This is a genomic window from Halorubrum kocurii JCM 14978 (assembly GCF_000337355.1).
Lineage (GTDB): Archaea > Halobacteriota > Halobacteria > Halobacteriales > Haloferacaceae > Halorubrum > Halorubrum kocurii.
In genome coordinates this window covers 111018-132633 of record NZ_AOJH01000006.1, presented here as the reverse complement: position 1 = coordinate 132633, position 21616 = coordinate 111018, and the positions used below count along the sequence as shown (strand labels likewise).

Genomic DNA, 21616 nt, shown 5'->3' with positions numbered 1-21616 from the left:
CTCGCTGGGGCTTCACCCATAGATTTAATCCCATTGTGTGGTAGTATCAGACACGATTGAGCGCATGGGTTACCGAATAGGTACTGACATCGGCGGAACGTGTACCGACTCGACGATCATGGACGACTCAGGAGCCGTAACTATCGGCAAGGATCTGACGACGTATCCGGACCTCTCAGAGGGTATATTCGACTCCCTCAGAGACGCGACGGAAGACTTGGACCTCGGGTTGTCCGAACTGCTGGCGAACACCGACCTGTTTCTCCACGCGACCTCTGTCGGGGAGAACGCCCTCTTCGAGCGAGAGGGGGCCGAGACGGGGCTGCTAGCCACGGCTGGTTTCGAGGAGACCCTCCACGCAACTCGGGGTGGGTACGGCCGCTGGTCGGGGCTCCCGTTCGAGCAAGTGAAGGACATCATCAACACTGACAAGCCCGAACCGCTGCTCCCGCGAACGCGTATCAAGGGAGTTTCCGAGCGAGCCTACCGCGACCGGATCGTCGAAAATATCGACGATGAAGAGGTACTGAAAAGCATCGACGCCCTCGTCGAGGACGGCGTTGAGTCGGTCGCCGCCTGTCTGCTGTGGTCGTTCAGTTCGCCTGAGCACGAGCGGCGAATTAAGGAATTGCTGTCGGAGCGGTACCCGGAGTTGTACGTCACTATTTCCAGCGACGTGTCTCCGACGATGGGTGAGTACGAGCGCACGTCCACCACGGTGCTTAACGCCTACCTCGGTCCGACGGCAGAGGAATACCTCACTAACCTGCGTTCGACGCTGTCCGAGTACGGCTTCGACGGCCTGCTCCTGTTGATGTTCTCGCATGGCGGGTTGGTGTCTCGAGAAGACGCCATCGAGCGCCCCGTCGGACTCATAGAATCCGGTCCAGTCGGGGGGCTATTAGGGAGCCAGTTCGTCGCTAACCGCCGGGGCATCGACAATGTCATTTCGACCGATATGGGGGGAACCACGTTCAAAGTCGGCGTCATCGATGACAACCGCATCGAGTACGCCGACGAGCCGATGGTGGGCCGCCACCACTACCAGTTCCCCAAACGCGACATCCACTCCATCGCTGTCGCGGGCGGCAGCATCATCTCTTTGGAAGAAGGGACGAACGTCCCGCAGGTCGGCCCAGAGAGCGCTGGTTCGGATCCGGGCCCGGCCTGCTACGGTCGCGGTGGGGATCGTCCAACGGTAACTGACGTGGACCTCATCCAGGGGTACTTCTCCCCCGAGTACTTCCTGGGCGGGGACAAGACGATGGACCCCGATCATGCTTATGAGGTGTTCGACGAGCGGGTCGCGGACCCGCTCGGGAAACCAACTGAGGAGGCAGCGGCGGACATCTACAAGCTCATCAACTCTATCATCGCGGACCTACTCCGGGAGACCACCGTCGAGAAGGGGATCGATCCCCGGAAGTTCAGTTTAGTCGCTATCGGCGGTGCGGCCGGCATGCACGCCGCCTCCTACGCCAGGGAGCTGGACATCCCGGAGGTGCTGGTGCCATACACCGCATCGGTCAACAGCGCGTTGGGATTACTTTCGACGGACGTGACACACGAACACCTCGACGTCCAGGGGATCAAGCCACCCTTTGACGCCGACCAGGTCAACGGGGTGTTCGACGACCTGTCAGCGACCGCCCGCGAGAAACTCATCGACGAGGGGTTCGACGCCGAGGAGGTCGTACTTGACCGCTCGATCAGCATGCACTATCAGCGTCAGGTGCACGAACTACTCACGCCCGTCAAGGCGGAGGGACGACTCACCGACGAGGACGTCGCGGCGACAGTCGACCGCTTCGAGGATCTGTACGAACAGCGCTACGGCCAGGGATCTGCGTACAAGGAGGGCGGGATCGAGATGACTGAGTTTCGCGTGCGCGGGGTCGGCCCACTGTCGACGCCCGAACTGAACGAACACCCTGTCAGCGAGTCGAACCCCGAACGGGCGCGGCTCGGGACTAAGGAGATGCACTTCGAGGCGGCCGGTGGCCGCATCGACGGCGTGCTCTACGACTTCGAGGAACTGACGCCCGGCGATGAGATCACAGAGCCGGGCGTCATTTTGACGCCGGTGACGACCATCGTCGTGAACCCCGGCGACGTGGCACAGATGGACCGATACAAGAACATCCGTATCAGCGTCCAGGAGGGTACCAATGAGTGAAACCGACCCCACCGAAGACATCGATTTGAGTGTGGAGGAGATCGACCCGGTCACGTTTCAGATCATCAAACACCGCTTGGTCAGAGTCACAGACGAGGCTGTTAAGGCGCTAAAACGGGTCTCTGGCGCGCCAAACACCAACGAGGGCCACGACCTGATGGTCGCGCTGTACACGAAGGACGGGTCATTGCTGACCGGGGGCGTCGGGTTTCTCCACCACTACCTCGGAGCCTCTGAAGCGACCAAGCATATTATTGACCGCTTTGAGGGCAACATCGGGCCCGGAGACATGTTTATTCTCAACGACCCGTACACGGCGGCGCTGCACCCACCCGACGTGTACATCATCTGTCCGATCTTCCACGACGGGGAGCTCCAGGCCTTCTCAGCGAGTTTCGTCCACGTCGCGGACATCGGGTCTATCGACCCCGGCGGCTTCTCGCCTAATGCGACGACCGTCTTCCACGAGGGGTTCCAAACCCCCGGAATGAAGCTTATCGAGGGCGGCGAGATGCGCCAGGACATCCTCGACACCATCCTTAACATGAGCCGGGACCCGGGGATGGTCGAACTCGATCTCCGGTCGGAGATTGCAGCGAACAACGTGGCGAAAGACCGGCTTCAGGAGCTGATGGCCGAGTACTCTCCGGAGACTATCGAACACGTCGGCGAGCAGCTCATCGACCAGTCCGAAAAGAAGCTCCGAAAGCGTCTCCGCGAGCTCCCCGACGGTCGCTGGGAAGAGCGCCAGTACCTCGATTCGACCAGCGAAAACCGAGCCTTCACCGTCCAGCTGGCCCTGGAGAAAGAGGGCGACTCGCTTCGCTTCGACTTTGCGGGGACCGACGAGCAGAGCGAAGTGGGATTCAACTGCACGGAGATCGGTACCATCGGGGGCGTTATCGCGCCGCTGTTACCTCTCTTGTGTCACGATATGACCTGGAACGATGGCATCATTCGCGCTATCGACGTGGACGCACCCGAAGGGACGATCGTCAACGCCGAGCGGCCTGCTCCCATCTCGATTGCCACTATCGGGACGCTTCAGATGTGCAACTCCCTCTCGACGCTTGCGGTCTCGAAGCTCCTCGGGGCCAGCGAAGCGTACGCCGACCGAGCCACCGGGGTCTGGCACGGCGCTCACTGCCACGTCGGGCTGGAGATCGAACACGGCAGTGACACACAAGTGGAGACCCTGACCGACACGTTCGCTGGTGCCGGCGGGGCCAGGGCCTTCGACGATGGCGTCGATCTCGGCGGCGAAGTCGTCAACATCGTCGCTCGGTGGGGCAACGCCGAACGCCACGAGGCGGTGCTCCCGCTGATGTACCTCTACCGTCGATTCGTCGCCGACTCCGGCGGCCCCGGGGAGTTCCGGGGGGGACTGGGCCACGAGTTCGCGGTCACGCCAGCCGACAGCGAGGAGTACGACGAGATCGACGTCGTGACGATGGCCCGAGGGATCGAGGTTCCCCAGTCGACGGGCGTGTTTGGTGGCTACCCCGGCGCGAACACCGACTTCCTCGCCTATCGCGACGGCGCGGGGACGGACGGTCAGTACCCACCGACTGAGGACTCACTCCCCGAACCCGAACACGCCAGGTGGGGCGTGGAGACTCTCGGCGACGACGACGTGTTCCACGTTCGACACCCAGGGAGCGGAGGCTACGGCGATCCGCTGGACCGCGATCCCGAGCGTGTCGCTCGAGACGTCGCCGAAAAGAAAATCTCCGCCGAGACCGCTCGCGAAGTCTACTGTGTCCCCGTCGACGAGGACGGTACCATCACTGGATCCGTCGAGGACGCCCGCGAACAGTGCTACCGCGACCGCTTAGAGCGAGCGTCAGTCCCAGACGAGACGCCCTCACCGGGGGAGATCGAGCCGACGACGTACCGTCTCGGCGCGAACGTGGCCGTCGAAGCCGACGAGGCGGAGCGACTGTACGCGACGTGTGACAGCTGTGGGACTCACGTCGGGCGCGCCGACGAGGACTGGAAGGGAACGGCCGCCGTCAGCGAGGAGTCACTCGCCACTGTTGGCGAGGCGACGCACCACACGGCGGGATACCGCCTTCGCCAGTTCCTCTGTCCGGATTGCGGAACGCTGCTCGATACGGAGGTCGCGAAGCGAGACGACCCACGACTCGTGAGCCGACTCTCCCCCTGACGAGCTTCCACAGCACGACTTCTTGATCGCCGTCGCGGGTTCACATACCCCCTCGAGGCCCGTCGCCCGCCTGCGGTGTCACACACTTCCGTCCGCAATGCCTGAGGCGACCGTAACGCGTTCAGCGGCCTCACGCGCCCGATCCAAAAGATCGGGGTACGCGTCCGCGATGCCGACCGCGGTCCCGTCTTCAACGACTACCTCGCCGCCACAGACTACCGTCTCGACCTCGCTGCCGAGCGTCTGGTGGACGAGCGCACGGACGATGTCGGGTGAGGGCGTCAACCGAGGGGCGTCGATGTCCACGACGGCGAGGTCCGCCTGCTTGGCGCGTTCGAGCGAGCCTAGCTCGTTGCCCTTCCGTATGGCCCGCGCGGCTTCGATCGTCACCATATCGAGGGCCTCGCCGGCGGTGACTACCCCGGGATCCGTGTGGTGGCCCTTGTGAGCCAGCCCGGCCAGGCGCAGGTCTGCCAACAGATTGACGGTGTCGCTCAGGGTCGAGTTGTCGGTGCCGATCCCGACCGCGATACCCCGGGCCCGCATTGCCGGCACCGGTGCAAATCCGTTCCCCAGCGCGAGGTTCGAGGCGATGTTGTGAGCGACCCGCGTGTCCGTTTCGGCCAGTAGCCGCAAGTCCCGCTCGTTCACCTGCACACAGTGTGCCAAGAGGGCGTGCTCGCCGAGCGATCCGGCGTTCCGGAGGTGTTCGATAGGCGAGAGTGCCCCACCGGCTTGGACGGGCGCCTCCGCGGTGTGGATGGTCGTCATCACGTCGTGCTCCGCGGCGAACTGATACGTCTCCGACAGTCCGTCGTCTGTCATCCCTTCGACGATTGCCGGAGCGACCCAGATCTCGTGGCGCCCGTCGGCGGTGCCGTGGTACTCGTCGTAAAGCGATTCCAGTTCGTCGAGCCAGTCGTCGATGTGCTCCACGTACCTCCCTTGACCGGGGGTGTCGACGGCCGGGTCTCGCCGGCTGATGCGTTCAATGAGCGCCACGAACGCCTCGTCTGGCGGGAGGTCACGCACGCCGCGCGCGTAGATGCTCCGCGCCCCTGCCGTTCTGTAGGCGTCGAACTTCGCTTCCATGGTGTCAAGGGCACCGTGGGGGAGTTCCCCGTCGTTTTCGACGAAGGTGGTGATACCAGCTGACAGCGCTTCCGCGCAGTACAGCGCCGCCGCAATTTCGTGATCGGTTTCAGTCATGGCTGCGATGCCGGGCTGTTTGACGTTGAACAACCAGTCGTACAGCCCCCGGTCGGTCCCGCAGCTCCCCCGTAACAGAATATCTGAGACGTGGGTGTGTGGGTTCACCAACCCGGGAATAACCGCCTTTCCGGTCGCGTCTATTCGGCGGTCCGAGTCGTACTTCTCGTCGAGACGCGCGGTCGGACCCACGTCGACGATCGTGTCCCCGTCAACCGCGACAGCACCGTTTTCCAGCACCTCCCTGTCGGAATTTTGCGTGACGACGATCCCGTTTGTGATGAGTAAGCTTACCATACACCACGATTTCCCGCATCGACGCATAAAATTGCCGCCCCACATCTGCGCTCAACTCGGCTTCGTCAGTCCTCGTCGGTCGAGCCGTGAGTCCGGACCGCCTCGCTACGGTTCGATTCGTCCCTGCTTCCCACCGATGTCAGTCCAGCGAGAGAATGACGTTTTTCGTCTGTGTGAAAGCTTTCAGCGCCTGTGTCCCCTTCGACCGTCCGATGCCGCTTTGCTTGTACCCGCCCGAGACCGCCGCCGGCGAGAGGACGGGATAGTCGTTGACCGCGACCGTTCCGCTTTCGAGTCCGCCCGCCACGGTGTGAGCGCGCGCGACCTGATCGGTCCAGACGACGTTCAAGAGGCCGTATCGGGTGTTGTTGGCCCGTTCGACCGCCTCCGCAGCGGTGTCGAACTCATGGAGCGTTACGACCGGCCCGAACACTTCCTCACAGGCGATGGGCGCGTCGTCGGCGACCCCGTCGACGAGCGTCGGCGCGTAGAAGTGACCGGTCTCTCGCGGGATCTCGCCGCCGGTGAGAACCCGTCCGTCCCCCTCCCTGACACTGTTGACGAACGCCGCGACGTTGTCGCGCGCGTCGGCCGTGACGACCGGGCCAACGTCGGGGTCATCAGCCGCCGGACCGACTGTTAGCGCCTCGACGCGTTCGACGGCCCGGTCGACGAACTCGTCGTAGATGTCCGACTGGACGAACACGCGCGTCGGCGCGAAGCAGAGCTGGCCGGCGTTGTTGAACGTCGCTGCGACACATTCCAGCGCCGCGTCGAGGTCGGCGTCGGCGAACACGATGTTGGCACCCTTCCCGCCAAGTTCGAGGTGGACGTCGGTGATCGACTCGGCGGCCGTCTGCATCACTTTCGTCCCCGTCGAGGTCGAGCCGGTGAATTCCACCGCTCGCACCCGGTCGTCGCGTATGAGTGTGGTCCCGGTCCCCGATCCGCTCCCAGTCACGACGTTCAACACGCCGTCCGGCAGTCCTACGTCGCCGGCGATGACGCCCAGTTCGATCACCGACAGCGGTGCCTGTCGGGGCGCCTTCGCAACGGTCGTGTTGCCAGCCGCTAACGCGGGCGCGATGCCACGGGCCGCCAGCACGATCGGGGCGTTCCAGGGGACGATCTGTGCAGTCACGCCGTACGGTTCGCGAACGGTGTAATCGAGGTGGTCGCCATCGGTCGGTAGCGGAATCTGTTTGCCCTCAACTTTGTCGGTGAGACCGGCGTAGTACTCGAAGTAGCCGGCGGCGGCCCGCGCCGACGCACGCGATTCGCTGACGGGTCGCCCCATCGCCCGAGTTTCGAGGTGGCCGAGTCGGTCCGCGTTCGCCCGTATCGCGTCCGCGACCTTATCGAGGATGCGTCCCCGCTCGACAGCGTCGAACTCCGCCCACGCCTCGCTCGCGGTGTCGGCCGAGGCGATAGCGTCGTCAGCCCCTTCTGTTCCCGCTTCTGGAACGGTGGCAAACACTTTTCCGGTCGACGGATCGGACACCCTCACCGCGTCGTTCGGGCGACGCCGGTCACCGTCGATTACGTAGCCGTACGCGTTTATATCCGGGCTCATCAATCGAACACTCCCGAGCCAGGAACTTATACTTTGACTCCCCCTGTCTCTGAGACCCCCCGCCACAGCGGACGTACGGACCGTACTGAATCGGCGGTCGAGTGAACGACCCCGTCGTGAGGCCGCCTCTCATTCCGCCGCTCAGTACCGCCGGTCGGTCCACTCGGTCGCCCGCTCGAACGCGTCGGCGACTTCGATCACCGTCTCCTCGTCGAAGTGACTCCCGACGAGCATCAGCCCGATAGGGAGCCCGTCCTCGTCCCTACCACAGGGGACGGAGATCGACGGGTGCCCCGTCATGTCGAACGGCATCGTGTTTCGCGTCCGTCCGCGCTTCCCTTGGGCCCGATTGACGGCCTCCTTGCGTCCGATGTCCTCCTCCAATTTGAAAGCGGTCATCGGCGTCGTCGGCATCACGAGGACGTCGTACTCCTCGAGCTGTTCGTCATACGCCTCGCGCAGGGCCGGCCTCAGATTCGACGCCTTTCCGTGGTAGCGGCCGTAGTAACGCTGTTTCACGTACTGGCCCAGGATACATTTGAGTTTCACCGTCGGCGCGAACTCGTCGGCCTGTGCGCGGCGGGCCTTGCCGAAGGCCGCAGCGTAGTCCGTGTCGTAGTGGCCGCCGGCGAAGTAACCGGTCCCCTCGGCGTCGAACATCACTGCCGTCTCCTCGTTCTCGACAGCGAGCCACACGTAGAAGCCGTCGACGTGCCACGGTATCGATACCTCCTCGGCGCTCGCACCGAGCCGTTCCAGTTCGTCGACGGCGTCGCGCACTCCGTCGTTGACAGCCGCTTCCCCGCCGTCGAACTCGAAGGCTTCGGTGACGACGCCGATTTTGATCCCGTCGATGTCGGTGTCGACCGCGTTCAGGTAGTCGCCGACCTCAACCGCCCCCTGGCGCGGGTCTTTCGGGTCCGTCCCTGCGATGGCTTGGAGGGCCCGGGCCGCGTCCTCAACGGTGCGGGCCATGGGGCCGACGTGGTCGTACGAGAATCCCAACGGGGCGATCCCGCGGAAGGAGACGAGGCCGTGTGTCGGCTTGAAACCGACACAGCCGCTCCAGGACGCGGGCGTCCGTAGCGACCCGGCCTGATCGGTCCCGAGTGCCACGTCGACGAGGCCAGTAGCGACAGCGACAGCCGACCCGCTGGAAGAGCCCCCGGAGAGGTATTCGTCGTCATACGGGTTTAACACCGGGCCGAACGCGGACATCTCGCCGCTGCCGGAGACGGCCATCTCGCTCATATTGGTCTTGGCGGTGACGGTCCCGCCCTCTGCCAGTACGTTCTCGACCACCGCGGCGTCGTAGGCCGGGGTGTAGCCGGCTAGGACCGTCGAACCAGCGGTCAGTTCGACGCCCGCGACCGCAATGTTGTCCTTGATCCCCACGTCGTACCCCGACAGTAGCCCTTCGTCGTCGCTCTCAACGCTACAGATCGTGATGACGGCGTTTTTGGGATCCTCTTCACCTGTCGCCCGGTAGCCGGGGTCTCGGCGAGCCGCCGGGCGCTCCATCGTTCGATCGGAGAGTTCGTCGATTCGCTGGCAGTACTGTATCTTCTCGGCCGCGAGATCGTGGAAATCCTCGATCTCCTCGTCACTGAGGGTCATGTGGTACTGCTCGGCGAGGTCGCGTATCTCCGCACGAGTCGGTGGCCTGAGGGTGGGGGGTAGATATGTCACACGACACCATTGGACAATCGAGATATAAATCCTTCCGTCAAACCGAGTTCCGCCGGCCGGTGCGTATCTGGTTTAATTCGTCGATCACCCGGGTCGTTAAACCCGGTCTGATCTGTCCGTTTCGCTCCCGTCGTCGTTGAGTCCCAGGTCGTCTTCAGTCCAGCCGACGGTCCAGAAGTCCGTTTCGGTGAGGCTCGCAGCGATAGTGATCAGCGAGTCCATCACTGGCGTCGCCACGCCAGCGTACCGACCGAGCGCACTCATCGGGACGACCCCGAACGGGAAGTCCTCGTGGAAGTATCGATGGTCGACCGACGACGGTGCTTTGATCGATTTGTTCGGTTCGCTCTCTCGGAGCATCCGCAGGAAGGACCCGCTTTTGCCCGCCGCCTCGGTGGTCGAGCCGATGTCGGCGAACATTCGCGGGAAGGGTTCAACGTCGAGTGCTAGCGCGTCAGCAATGGCCAGTCGCTCTTCATCGATGTCGGCCATGACGTTCGCCACGGCCGGCGTTCCGGCGTCGTAGTAGAATCGGAAATCACCGTCAGAGTGTTCGATCCAGGCCGCCGAGAGCACGGCGCCGGGTGCATGAAGCACCGCGTTGACGTTACTCAACCCAGCGTGCAACACGTCCGAGACAGGCTGAATCGAGGGATAAAGCTCCCGAACCGTCTCGATGACTGATGGTTGGTCCGACGACGGAACCGCCGCACAGCGGACGTTCTCCACCAGCGACGAGATGTGGACGTGCTCGTCGCTTCGCTTGCGACAGATGTATGTGAGCGTGTTCGTCTGTGCTACGGGTGGCAGCGGGGAACGGCCCGCCTCGCGGAGGACCCGTCGGACCACGAGTGCGCCACCGGTCCCGCCCGGATTGAGCAGTATCGGTCGCACTCCGTTGAGGTGTGTGGCCAGTTGGTCCGCCAGCGGCGCTAGGGCGTTCGCCGGGAGACAGACCATCACGAGATCCGCGCCGTCAAGCGCTTGCCCCAGATCCGTGGTGACGACCGGCACTGTCGCGAACCCTTCGCCTTCGCTGAGGACGCCACTGTACCGGATCCCGCCCTCGCGCTGGATAGCGGCGATGGTCTCCTTCGAGCGGTTGTACAGCTGTGGCGTGTGCCCGAGCGTCGAGAGGTGGGCGGCCGCGGCGAACCCGCCGTTGCCGCCCCCCAGCACGGCGATCCTTGTCACGAATTCTCTCCCATCACGCGTCCGCCTCGATACTGTATTCGGCCAGCTTCTCCTCGTCGACCTCGATACCCAGGCCCGGGCCTTCCGGAACCAGTACGGCACCGTCCTCGTAGCCGAAGGGGTCCGCAACGATGTCGTCTTCGTAGTAGACGCTAGCGATCTGGTCGTCGTAGGCCTCGGCCGGTCGATTCACCGGGGTGACGCTGGCGAGTTCCGCGATCGGGACGGCCGCGCCTAGGTGGAGATTCGCCGCGTTTCCGATTCCCATCTCGATCGAGCCGCCGATGTCGCACTGCATCCCCGCCGCCTCGGCCACGACGCCGACCTGCCGGGCGCGGTACAGTCCGCCGGGCTTGGTGACGTACAGCGCGAACAGCTCCGCCGCGCGGTGTTCTCGCAGAGAGAGAATATTCTGTCGCGTCCACGCGCCTTCGTCGGCCATGAGCGGGACGGAGACGTCCCGCGCCACCTGGGCCATGTCCTCGACATCGGACACCGGCTGTTCCATGTATGCGATGTCGTACTCGTTCATCTCCTTGATGACGCGAGCGGCCTCGCTCGGGAGGTCATAGCCCTCGTTGGCGTCGACGCGGATGGTCACGTCCGGACCGAGCGCCTCCCGCAGTCGGCGAATGAGGTCGACGTCCCGTTCCGGGTCGAGCCCAGCCTTGACCTTGATCGTCTCGACTCCCTCCTCGACGGCCTCTTCGGCTTCCGAGACGGCTTTGTCGGTCTCCATGATGCCGAGGCTATGGGCGATGGGCATGCGGTTGCGGTGCTGGCCGCCGAGCAGTTTGGAGACCGGCACGCCCAGTTCCTTTCCCGCGAGGTCGTGCAACGCGATGTCCAGCGCCGCCTTCGCGTAGGGATGGCCCTTAACGGCCTTGTCCATCGCGTGGTGGAGCGGACCGATGTCAAGCGGCGATTCTCCCTCCAGTTGGGGGAAGAGGTAGTCGGTGACGATGTGGCGGGCGGTCTTTGCAGTCTCGCCGTAGTACTCCATGTGCGGACCGCCCCAAGTGGCGATGGCCGGGGTTTCTCCCCACCCGACAGCTCCCTCGTCGGTCTCCAGACGCACGACTAGGTGAGAGCCGATGGGTGTGTCCATCTTGCTCGCCCAGTTGTGCGTTCGCCGCGGCGGCAGCTTCACGTAGTAACACTGCAGGCCGGTGATCTCCATGTTCACGATAGCCACACGGGATAACTTAATTGTACGCATCGGTCTGCATCACGGCCCGCAACAATTCGGCAGCGACCTGCGTGCCCGGTTCCGGTGGTACTCCCGAGTGACCGGTGGCTTCGGATCCGCGCTGTCACCGGTGGGTGCCGTGTCGTCGGGGCGGAGCGACCAGGTGGTCGGCACCCCTACGATTAAGTAACGCTCACCCCGTCTTTGGTATGCATGTACACGGACGACGCCAAGCAGATGTACGAATCGGACGCGTCCCAAAGCGGTGACTCCCTCGCAGGCGTCACGGCGGCCGTCGTCGGTGGCGACGGCCGGGAAGTCGAGTACCTCAGGGGACTCCAAGCGAGCGGTGCCGAGGTCCGTGCGTGCGGCCTGCCGCCGGCGGCCGAGGAGGTTATGGGTCACCCACAGACTGAGACACCCGAGGACGCCGTCGACGGGGCGGACGCCGTGTTCACCACCGTCGTCCACATCACTGAAGAGGGTGAACTGTACACTCCAGAGTGGGACGGTGACATCTACCAGACCGCCTTCTCGCATATCGACGCCGGAAGCACCCTTTTCATCGGGACGAGTACACCCGAAATTGACGGCTATGCCGAGGAGAACGGCTTCGACGTCGTCGAGTACGGGGACGACGACGAGCTCATGTACCTTCGGGCACCCACCATCATCGAGGGCGTGCTCGGGATCACTATCGATCACACGGACGTCTCGATCCACGACTCCGAGTCGATCGTGTTGGGATTCGGACGCATGGGTTTCTCTATGACCCGCACGTTGGAGGCGCTAGGCGCTCACACGACGGTTGTCGCCCGCGATGGGGCGCAACTCGCCCGCGCTCGCGAACTCGGCGCCCGCCCGGTACACCTCGACGAGCTGACCGCGGTCGTCAGCGAGGCAGACATGGTTTTCAACACGATACCGGCGGAGGTACTGACTCGGGACGCGCTCGAAGAGATGCCCCGAGACAGTTTCGTGCTCGACCTGGCGAGCACCCCCGGCGGGACCGACTTCGACGCCGCCGAGGAACTGGGGATCGACGCCGTGCTCGCACCCGGTCTGGGTGGCCGCGCGCCGAAGACCGCTGGCCGATATCAGTGGATGGGGCTCCGACGCATGTTGCTCGAGGAACTCGATCGCCAGGACTGACCGTCGTGTGACCAGCCGTCAGGGATACGGTTCGAGGCGCCGGTTTGTCATCCGAAGACCGGGAGTGACTCCGCGGCCTCGGTGAGCGTTTCGACGCCGTCTTCGGTGACAACCACTTCGTCCTCGATCAGGAACCCGCCTGTGCCCAGTTCGTTGTACGGCGGCTCGACACACATGACCATTCCCTCGGTGAGCTCGCCGGCACCCGGGACGATCGTCGGCGGGTCGTAAATCTCGACGCCGATCCCGTGACCGAGGTGGAACGGATCGAACTTCGCGACGGCGTCGACGCCGAACTCGCGGACGGCCGTGACGCCCGCCTCGTAGACTTCGCCGGTGTTCACCCCGTCGCGGATTCGCCCGAGAGCGGCGTCGAGACCCGCGTAGAGGGCTTCGTACGTTTGCTCGGCCGCGCGGTCGGCCGACCCGAACGCGTAGGTTCGCCCAATGTCCGAACAGTAGTTCTCGTACGTACACCCACCGTCCCACCGGACGAGATCGCCGGTCTGAATTTCACGGTCTCCGGGGAGGGGATGAGTGTATGCGGTCCGCTCCCCGAACCCGACAGTGAGAAACAGAGGCTCGCCGCCCTTTCGACAGACTCGCGCCCGAAACTCGTTTGCCAGATCCTGTTCGGTCATCCCCGGTTCGAGCTCCGCCATGGCCTCTTCCATCGATGTCTCGGTGATCTCAGCGGAGCGGCGCAGACGCCGTCTTTCCTCTTCGGTCTTGACCCGTCGAAGGTCGTGAAGCACGTCGGCCGCCGGTTCGAGGGTGTACCCCTCAAGCGCGCCGGAGAGCCGAGCGTAGCTGTCGGGATCGAACCCCTCGCGCTCGACGGCTACCGTCGACTCCCCAGCGAGGTCCTCGATGGCAGCCGAGAGCGCATCGATGGGATCGTCGAACTCGCCAGCCTCCTGGACGTCTAGCACGCGACGGTCGGTCGACGACAGCGAATCCCCACGATAGATGTTCGACGATCCGAACGGATACACGCCCGCCGGGTCGACTCCGTTGTCGACGAGGCTGCTCCCCTCCCGCGCTGGCATCACGAGGTACGGCCCGCCAGCGTCGGCCGACCAGAGGCAGAACGACGCTTCGCCGAGACCCTTCGTGGCGACGCTGTAGGTCCCCGAGGTATAGAACACGTTTTCGAGCGACGACGCAACAAGAAGGTCGAACTTACTCTCGTCGAGTGCGTGCTCGATCCAGTCGGTTGGCATCATGTCACATGGACTCTCCAACGGACTGAATATAAATTGTCGGATGCCTCCATCGACTTGACCGTTCGACAGGCACAGGACGTTGAGTCCGGCGAGGGTCGCCTCACCGATCGCGGCGGTAAGCTTTTCTCGGTTGGGAATGCTTCTCTCATACCGAGGGACACAAGCATGCCCGTTGTCACTATCGATATGTACGAGGGTCGGACGACCGAACGGAAGCAGCAACTCGTCGAGAGTATCACCGAGGCGATGGTCGACCACGCCGACGCATCACCCGAGCATCTCCATGTCATAATCAACGACGTACCGAAGGAGAGCTGGGGTCGAAACGGCAAGCTCGGCATCCATCGAGAGGACTGACTATGGTCGAAAACGTGGGAACGATCTCGCACCTGCTCATCCAGGCGGTCGATTTGGAACGGTCAGTTGAGTTTTATACCGATGTCGTCGGGTTCCACATCAAGGAACGAACCGACTTTGGCGACGGCCGCCCGCTCGTCATCTTCGAAGAGCGGATGGGGCTGACCGAACTTCCGGCCGATCGCGCCGAGGCAGGACAAGCGGTGGAACATGTGGCGTTCCAGGTTCCGGAGTTCGACGCCTTGGTGGAGTCGCTTGAGGCCAACGATGTCACCATCGACGATGGCCCAAAGGCGACCAGCTACGGAACGTCGGTCTACTTTTTTGATCCGGATGGAAACCGGATCGAGTGTCACGACTGACCGGGCTCGGGAGGGACCGATGACGACGGTCCCCAGATGACCCCACCTGACGGTGTCGTACTCCTCACACTGCACCAAGACGCGATCGCCCATCGCGCCGACAGTATCATTACAGATGCTACAGAACTGATCTGACGACGCAAATGGAGTATCCACAAGATGGAAAATCTACTAATAAAAGACGTCGACATCGTCATTACCGTTGACTCCAGCGACAGTGTGCTCGAGGACACATCGATCGTCGTTGAGGGAAGTACGATCGAGGATATCGGTCCTGCTGACGAGATTGGTGAGAAGTATCGCGAACCGGATTTCGACCGCGTCCTTGACGGAAGCGGCATGCTCCTCATGCCCGGACTTGTGGATTCGCACTTCCACCTCTCGGAACACCTGAGTCGGGGGCTGTTCCCGGACAATATGTCCACGCGACCGTGGGTATTCAACTGGGCGAAACCGTACTACGCGTCGGTTGATGAGGTGGCCGAACCGTGGAGCATCCGGATGGCCTGTCTGGAGATGATCAAGACCGGCACGACCTGTTTCCTCGATATGGGTTCCCAGACCGACGCCGGCATCAGCGTCAAAGCGGCCGCCGAGACCGGAATGCGTGGTGTTACCGGGCGCCACGCTGCAGACGTCATGCCCGACGAGATCCCGCCGTACTGGTCCGAAGAGATGGTCGACCACCACTTCTTCGACGATGCCGACGAGGCGCTGGCTGCCCTCAGGGAAAGCGTCGAGGAGTGGAACAACTACGCCGACGGGAGGATTCGCTGCTGGGCAAACATCGAAGGCAAAGAGCCGTGCAGTGCCGAACTCCACCGCGGGGCGAGCGAGCTAGCCGAGGAGCTCGGCGTCGGGACGACCTATCACATCGCGTCGTCGATCGAAGAGGCTGAAGGAAGCCAGGAGAAGTACGGCAAGTGGCCCGTAAGCCGTCTCGCGGACATCGATGCGCTCGGCCCGAACGTGGTGCTGGCTCACGTGGTCGCACTCAAGGACCACGAAATCGATCTCCTCGCAAAACACGACACGAAGGTCGCCTTCAACCCGGGGACCTCGTTTAAACTCGCAAAGGGCGCGGCGAACATCGGCAAGTACCCAGAAATGCTCGACGCTGGCGTCACCGTCTCGCTCGGGTGTGACGGGAACTCGGCGGCCGGGTCGGCCGACATGTTCAAGCAGATGTACATTACTGCGGGCCTCTTCAAAGACGCTCGGATGGATCCCGAACTGGTGCCCGCGAGGAAGGCCGTCCGGATGGCGACGATCGACGGGGCCCGTTCGCTGCTCTGGGACGACGAAATCGGATCGGTGGAGGTCGGTAAGCGGGCCGACCTCATCATGCTCGACCTCGACGAACTGGAGTGGACACCATTCCACCGGCCGGTCCAGACGCTCGTCTACTCGGCGAACTCCCACAACGTCCACCACTCCGTTATCGACGGCGACATCGTCATGGAAGACCGGGAAGTCACGACAATGGACGAGGCAGAAATAAAAGAGCAAGCACGCAAGCACGCGATCCGGACGGCCGAAAACTCCGGTCTCTCCGACGAGGTCCCCACGACGACGACGCTTTACGACTAACTACCCCGCGCCAGGCCAGCCTGTTACCGATTAGCGGGTTCGTGGTCTCGCGAACCCTTCTCTGCCCGCCGATAGCGGCCGCCGTCAGCGCTCATCGCGGACGACGGTACGGTCCGCGGTCAGCGGAACACCGCGACGGTGACCCTCCGCCCGACCGGGACTCCTGTTGAAAAGCACCTGACGAGATGCTGTGACCACAGTGTCACTCGCGGTTGCGTCACTCGACACGTTGGGTCCGCCTCTCCAATTCGCGCTCCTATCTTTCTCAAGTCACCCTGTCCGGCCCGAGAATAGTCAGTGGATCCGCCGCTTGCACCCGGAATGGAGCGTGGATGGACACGTGAGAATTCGTTCAATGAGAGTAAACAAATAGCTCACAGCTGTCCGTCGCCCGCCGCACCCGGAGTGGGATGGGTGCACCAACAGAAAATTACAGTCGTACTAGTGTAATTGTAGCCCTGATTACAGCGATATTCTGTCGCAACGAGGACCGATCGTCGCGTGAGGCCGTCACGGAATCCTCTTCGTCGTTTCCACACGACCTCTTAGAAGTTGGAAATATAGAGAGTTTTCTCAGCAGTTCGCGACTACTCTTGATTACATGGCACATTATTTGCCAGATATTTCACACAACTGTAAGGAACGTGTCATTGAAAACGTTTTGTTCAATTGGTACGAACGGTATCGCGCTTCACAGGCTGTCGACAGAGCCGACACGATACCGACAGTCCGGCAATTTGTCGAGGGTATCTGCCTCAGTTAATCCTCTATCGGTCGAAATCAGTCGATAAGAGAGTCGAACTCAGCTACAGTCGTTCCGGCCCGGTGTTATGCCAAGCGTTAACACGAATATCACGATCTTGTTTTGTTTAATCTTAGTAAACGGAATATTCCACCCCAGATTATAAATTATTCGCCGTGTAAAATAACTGTGACTAACCTAAACATACGGCTTTTGTCGTAATAACACCGTGAACCGATTTTGTCTGACCCCCGACAGTCGGACTCGAAGAGCCGGTCCCGCGAGGTGGTGCTGGCGGACTACCCGTACTCGACAGTGACTTCGATGCGATTTGCCGCGCTTCGGAGTCGCTCGTAGATCGGCTCCGGGGACTCCATCCGGCTGACTGTGGCGGAAACGCTCAGCGCACCGTACACATTTTGATCGACGACGATCGGTACGGCGATGCACGATACCCCCCGAAGGTTCTCCTCCTTGTCGCGCGCGTACCCCCTTTCACGGATGACGTCAAGTTGGTCCAGTAACTCGTCTCGGTCGGTGATCGTGCGCTCAGTTACCGCGGGGAGCCCGTGGCGCTCGATTATCTCTTCTACCCGATCCGGACCCATCTGGGACATGATCGCTTTGCCGAGCGCCGTCGTGTTGAGCGGCTTATGTCTCCCGGGGGTCGTCCTGAGGTCGATTGCCTCGTCGCCTTGCACCGAGTAGAGGTACACTCCGATGCCGTCTTCCTCGATCATGAGGTTCACCAGTTCGTTCAGGTCGTCCGCGACAGCGTCGACCGCCTCTTTGGCTTGGTCGAAGATCGTCCTGGAGCGCACTTGGCCACCGATCTCGAGGTACCGCAAGGAGAGCCGGTACTGGTCTCCCGACTTTATGACGAGGTCCTGATCGACTAGTGTCGACAGGTGCGTGTAGACGGTACTCTTCGGAAGTCCGAGCTCGTTCCCCAGTTCTGTCACCCCACAAGACTCCCGATCGTAGAGCGCGTTAACAACCCGCACACTCGTTTTGACCGCGTCGATATGGTTCGGATCTGAGTCCATACGGGCTAATCAGGCTGCGCCGAATTAACGTTTACTCCTAATAAACGGGTTTCTGGGCCTGATCGGCCGGCTGGAATACCCTCGACGGTGGGGGCCTCCGGTCACTATCAAATACCCGACTGACCTGTTTACCCACTGCGGCGTGCCGGGACACCCGCTCCGATTCGCCGGCCGCTGTCAGCAACCGGTCGTCGAGACGCTACCAGGACGTGACATCCACGTTTTCGAGGGGGCGGTTGAGCGGAAGCGAGACGTGTCCGCCGGTGAAGTCTGAGATGTAGAGGGCGATAATAATCTCCAGCGATCGGATCGCATCCTCGCCGCTGGAGCGGTTCGACTCCGCCCCAGTAATGACTGACTCGATGTGTTCGACAGCGTTCGCGAACCCCTTCGCGTAGCCGTCCGGATCTGGCTCCAAGTCTGGCAACTCCTTTTCGACGTGAGCGCCATCGACGAGATCCCAGTACCGCCAGGAGCCCTCGACGATGTTGACTTCAACACGCCCGTCCGTGCCGAGGAAATGATAGGCGTACGTCGACTCGTCGCGGGAGACGGTACAGTCGACCGTGGCGAAGGTCCCGTCTTCGAAGATGATGTGACCGCCACCGCCCGAATCGTCGACCGACTCGTCCGCGCCGAGCGCGTCGACTGCGTCGTTTTCCCCATTCAGATACCCGCTCACGCGCTGCCCGCGGGAGTCAGTCATCAAGGTCATCGTGTCGAGGACGTGTGTTGAGTTCCTGAGCAGCTCTCTGCGGAACAGTCCAGTCATCGAGCGAATATCGCCGATGAGTCCGTCCCTGATGTGCTCGTGGAGCGTCCGCATATTATCCGTGAACCTGGACGTGTGATTCACAACGAGCTCCGTTTTCGCCTCAGAACAGACATCCACCATGTTCCGTGCGTCCGATACGTTCGATGCGATCGGTTTCTCACACCAAATCGCGTCTGGGTCGGCGAGCTGAACGGCATCGACGACGTGGTCGTGGTGTAGGAAGGTCGGTGTCGCGACCGAGACAACATCGAGGTCCTCGGTCTCTAACATCGCCTCGTGTCCGATGTATCGTCCGGATTCTGGGATGTCCCAGACCTCACCGAACCGATTGAGCTTTTCTTCGTTGATATCCGCAACTGCGACGAGCTCGACCGAGTCGCTCTTCGCATATCCACCTGCGTGACTTGCCTGAACGGGTTTCGTCCCGATGTCACCTTCGTCGTGGACGCCGAGCAGCCCCATACCGGCAACGCCACCGGTGCCTATAATACCAGCTTGTAGACTCATACAACGCCATTGCCAGCCACCCATTAAAATAGTATCGCGTCCCCGACCGTCCCGACATCTGCACTGGACACCGACCGCAGCTTGCAGCCCGACAACTCCGGAAACTCTCGGATAGGGTAGATGTACGTCCCTACAGACCGCCGGCCGAGGTGTGGTGACACTCCCTTACAGCCCCTCAGTTTTTATTCTTGGTTGTCATTCACATGCATATGTCTCAAAAGACCGCAGCCGGTATTGACCGGTCAGCCATCCAGAAGTATCTTTCAGATGTTACGTTCGATACACTACCGGGCGAAGGGTTCGGCGAGGCGATATCACACCTGCCGGAGGGCGCGCGTCTAGCCGTCGTGCTGACGCCCAATCTGGGAATGGAACAGACGGTGGAAAAGACCGAACTAGCACGGGAACACGGCTACGAGGTGGTTCCGCACGTAGCCGCTCGATTCGTCGAGGACGCCGACGAACTCGACCGGATCGCTGGCCGGCTCAAGCAAGCCGGTGTCACCGACATCTTCGTTCCCGGCGGCGACCGGGACGAACCGATCGGGGAGTTTGAGTCCGCACTCGATGTCCTCCTCGAACTCGAACGGCTGGGATACGAGTTCGAGGAGGTGGGTATCGGAGGGTATCCCACCGGCCACAGCGAGATAGCCGCGGAGATACTGGACGAGGCCATGCAGCGCAAGGCTCCGCACGCGACCTACCTCGTCACGCAGATGTGTTTCGACGCCGAAGCCATCGTTGACTGGATCGACGGTGTCCGGGACCGGGGCATTGAACTGCCGGTCGAGACTGGGATCCCTGGCGTAATGGAGTATCGGCAACTGATGACACTGGCTCGTCGGTGGGGAGTCGCTGGTCCGCTCAGTTTCGCTAGAAAGACTGCGGGCGTGTTCACTTTCCTCCGCATGCTCATTGGGTCGGGAGGCCATTACAAACCCGACGATATGCTGCCCGTCATCGCTCCTTCGTTGGAGGATCCGCACTACAATATCAGGCGGCTCAGACTTTACACATTTAATCAAACGCGGACAACGGAGTCCTGGCGCAGGGATTGGCTCGACAAATGAGCCGACTTCGGAGCGAACAGCGACGACAAGAGTGGACGAAGGTAAGAAAGTACGAAAATAAACGAGACGGCTACGGGAGGCCCGGCCGAGTTGATAGCGAAGTGGCCCACTGAGAGAATAGGGTCGCGAGCTCGAAGCTGCGAGAGTCGAGAGGAACTACACCTCGGTCGCCTCGACGACGTCCCAGTCAATATCCACCCCTAAGCCGGGGTCGTCAGGCGGCGTCACGTACCCGTCCTCGGTGACAATCGTCTCTTTGAGCATGAAATCCCGCTCCTCCGGAAGGAATCCCGGCGGTTCGTGGGGGTACTCACACCACTGAGCCTGTGTCGCGGCCAGCAGGTGAAGGTTCGCGGCGAGGCCGATGCCGTTCGACCACGTATGCGGGGCGAACTCGAAGCCGAAGGCCTCGGCCATCCCAGCGACTTTTTTTCCGTCGAGGATCCCAGTCGCGAAGATGGCATCGGGCTGCAGCACGTCCAACGAACGGTGGTCGATGTACTCCCGGAATGAGGCGAGGCCGCCGGTCGACTCGCCGCCTGCGATCGCAATCGACGTGCTGTCTCGGAGTTCAGCGAGTCGTTGGTAATTGCGCTGTGGGAGCGGCTCCTCTAGCCACGCGACATCACCGATCGCCTCCAGTCCGGCCGCCACCTGCTTGGCCTCGGCGAGGGACCACTCGTGACCGACTTCGCCGGCTAGGCGCATACTCCAACCGTTGTTAGCATCGACCATGAGCGTCAGATCCGGAAACTCCTCGCGTATCGTACGGGCCACGTCGAGGTCTGTCTCGACGTCAGGCGATCCGAACCGGAGTTTGACCGCCTCGAACCCCTCCGCCACGCGATCTGCTACGTAGTCGAGCCGCTCCTCGGCGGGTTTTATGGCGCCGGTACTCGCGTACGCGGCGATCGGCTCGTCATCACCCCCGAGCAGTTCGTAGATCGGCTTTCCGGCGTCTTTCCCGATGATGTCCCACAGAGCCACCTCGATGTAGCGGGCGTCCGCTCCCAAGAACTCGACCGTGTCGAGGAAGTCGAGTATCCGCTCGACGTGGTGGGGGTTCTCGCCCACCAACTGGCTCTCGAAAACCGGTTCGAGGTCGAGCCCTCCTGGGAAGGACGGCATCGCCGTCACGCCGGTGATTCCTTCGTCGGTGTGTACCTCGAAGAGATCAACGGCTAGCTCTGTCTGCTGTCCGCCCGGGACCCACGAAGCGTCGAATGGGGCGGGGAGTTCGTGCTGTAGCCTGTGCTGGGTGATACCAGTGATTTCCACAGTGGCACAGAATCTGA

Annotated in this window: 16 protein-coding genes; 7 read left to right on the top strand and 9 right to left on the bottom strand. The window is 62.2% G+C overall.

Going from position 1 to position 21616, the window contains the following annotated elements; genetic code table 11:
- Positions 1-64 precede the first annotated feature (64 nt).
- Positions 65-2176 (top strand): hydantoinase/oxoprolinase family protein, encoded by a 2112-nt coding sequence (locus C468_RS00930; RefSeq protein WP_275039703.1) that lies wholly within the window; start codon positions 65-67, stop codon positions 2174-2176.
- On the top strand, positions 2169-4343 hold the full coding sequence (locus C468_RS00925; RefSeq protein WP_152422836.1) for a hydantoinase B/oxoprolinase family protein: 2175 nt from the start codon (positions 2169-2171) through the stop codon (positions 4341-4343). The genes C468_RS00930 and C468_RS00925 overlap by 8 nt, the downstream gene beginning before the upstream one ends.
- Before the next feature lie 78 nt (positions 4344-4421).
- On the opposite strand, the gene C468_RS00920 is transcribed toward C468_RS00925, so the two are convergent.
- The 5 genes from C468_RS00920 to C468_RS00900 all read right to left on the bottom strand — a co-directional run bounded on the left by C468_RS00920 (position 4422) and on the right by C468_RS00900 (position 11485).
- On the bottom strand, positions 4422-5849 hold the full coding sequence (locus C468_RS00920) for an amidohydrolase family protein (protein ID WP_008846986.1): 1428 nt from the start codon (positions 5847-5849) through the stop codon (positions 4422-4424).
- A gap of 139 nt (positions 5850-5988) precedes the next feature.
- Positions 5989-7422, bottom strand: coding sequence for an aldehyde dehydrogenase family protein (locus tag C468_RS00915; RefSeq protein ID WP_008846985.1), 1434 nt, complete (start codon positions 7420-7422; stop codon positions 5989-5991).
- Between the two features lie 141 nt (positions 7423-7563).
- A complete protein-coding gene (locus C468_RS00910; protein ID WP_049911796.1) occupies positions 7564-9111 on the bottom strand; it encodes an amidase in 1548 nt (515 codons plus the stop codon).
- Between the two features lie 96 nt (positions 9112-9207).
- Entirely contained in the window at positions 9208-10305 is a 1098-nt protein-coding gene (locus tag C468_RS00905; RefSeq protein ID WP_049911794.1) for an NAD/NADP-dependent octopine/nopaline dehydrogenase family protein, read from the bottom strand.
- Positions 10306-10318: 13 nt separating this feature from the next.
- On the bottom strand, positions 10319-11485 hold the full coding sequence (locus C468_RS00900; protein ID WP_161609711.1) for a mandelate racemase/muconate lactonizing enzyme family protein: 1167 nt from the start codon (positions 11483-11485) through the stop codon (positions 10319-10321).
- 222 nt (positions 11486-11707) lie between these two features.
- On the opposite strand from C468_RS00900, the gene C468_RS00895 reads away from it, so the two are divergent.
- On the top strand, positions 11708-12646 hold the full coding sequence (locus C468_RS00895; RefSeq protein ID WP_008846981.1) for a dipicolinate synthase subunit DpsA: 939 nt from the start codon (positions 11708-11710) through the stop codon (positions 12644-12646).
- Positions 12647-12693: 47 nt separating this feature from the next.
- On the opposite strand, the gene C468_RS00890 is transcribed toward C468_RS00895, so the two are convergent.
- Complete coding sequence (locus tag C468_RS00890) at positions 12694-14130, bottom strand: M24 family metallopeptidase (protein ID WP_241430957.1); 1437 nt, start codon at positions 14128-14130, stop codon at positions 12694-12696.
- Between C468_RS00890 and C468_RS19270 the strand changes: the two genes are divergently transcribed.
- From C468_RS19270 to C468_RS00875, 3 genes are all read left to right on the top strand, one after another.
- Positions 14038-14229 carry a 2-hydroxymuconate tautomerase gene (locus C468_RS19270; protein ID WP_049911810.1) on the top strand — a complete coding sequence of 64 codons (192 nt, stop codon included), beginning with the start codon at positions 14038-14040 and terminating at the stop codon, positions 14227-14229. The genes C468_RS00890 and C468_RS19270 overlap by 93 nt on opposite strands.
- 2 nt (positions 14230-14231) lie before the next feature.
- A complete protein-coding gene (locus tag C468_RS00880; RefSeq protein ID WP_008846978.1) occupies positions 14232-14591 on the top strand; it encodes a VOC family protein in 360 nt (119 codons plus the stop codon).
- A 159-nt stretch (positions 14592-14750) separates the two neighbouring features.
- On the top strand, positions 14751-16181 hold the full coding sequence (locus tag C468_RS00875; protein WP_008846977.1) for an amidohydrolase family protein: 1431 nt from the start codon (positions 14751-14753) through the stop codon (positions 16179-16181).
- Between the two features lie 1041 nt (positions 16182-17222).
- Here C468_RS00875 and C468_RS00870 read toward each other — a convergent pair.
- Positions 17223-17969: an IclR family transcriptional regulator gene (locus C468_RS00870; RefSeq protein ID WP_008846976.1), complete on the bottom strand. Its 747-nt coding sequence runs from the start codon at positions 17967-17969 to the stop codon at positions 17223-17225.
- A gap of 199 nt (positions 17970-18168) precedes the next feature.
- Positions 18169-19251 carry a Gfo/Idh/MocA family protein gene (locus tag C468_RS00865; protein WP_080510562.1) on the bottom strand — a complete coding sequence of 361 codons (1083 nt, stop codon included), beginning with the start codon at positions 19249-19251 and terminating at the stop codon, positions 18169-18171.
- 209 nt (positions 19252-19460) lie between these two features.
- On the opposite strand from C468_RS00865, the gene C468_RS00860 reads away from it, so the two are divergent.
- Positions 19461-20321, top strand: coding sequence for a methylenetetrahydrofolate reductase (locus C468_RS00860; RefSeq protein ID WP_080510561.1), 861 nt, complete (start codon positions 19461-19463; stop codon positions 20319-20321).
- Positions 20322-20477: 156 nt separating this feature from the next.
- Here C468_RS00860 and C468_RS00855 read toward each other — a convergent pair whose 3' ends face one another.
- A complete protein-coding gene (locus C468_RS00855; protein WP_008846973.1) occupies positions 20478-21599 on the bottom strand; it encodes a mandelate racemase/muconate lactonizing enzyme family protein in 1122 nt (373 codons plus the stop codon).
- Positions 21600-21616: the final 17 nt, after the last annotated feature.